The sequence below is a fragment of the Neobacillus drentensis genome, from assembly GCF_036966985.1.
In the GTDB taxonomy this organism is placed as follows: domain Bacteria; phylum Bacillota; class Bacilli; order Bacillales; family Cytobacillaceae; genus Neobacillus; species Neobacillus drentensis_E.
Map to the genome: position 1 here is coordinate 1,599 of NZ_JBALSN010000512.1, position 328 is coordinate 1,926.

A 328-nucleotide genomic window follows, 5' to 3' on the forward strand; every position below is an offset into this window, starting at 1 on the left:
CGCTTGCGCTTTTCTTAATCATATACTGTTTTCGTACCATGGGTATAATCTGCCTCTTGTCTATTAATGCCGCCCCGGCTTTCGATTTCCTCAATAATTTCACGATGGATCGTTTGTCCCTCACTATTTAAATAGGGGGCAATCTGCTGCAAAGAATGGTGGAAAAATGCAAGTTCACTGCTTTTCCAATCCGATTTCGACATCATCGACAGTTCGGTCATATCACGTCCTACATACATCAGCATTTCTTCCTTTCTAAGGTTATTTATTCTTATTGTTTAATATTAATTGTCTTCTATTCGTGGAAAAGATAAAATAAATAGAAAAG

1 protein-coding gene is annotated in these 328 nt (G+C 37.2%); it reads right to left on the reverse strand.

Features of this window, described 5'->3' with window-relative positions; translation table 11 throughout:
- Window positions 1-14: 14 nt before the first annotated feature.
- Window positions 15-239, reverse strand: coding sequence for a hypothetical protein (locus V7659_RS26840; protein ID WP_335543134.1), 225 nt, complete (start codon window positions 237-239; stop codon window positions 15-17).
- Window positions 240-328 lie beyond the last annotated feature (89 nt).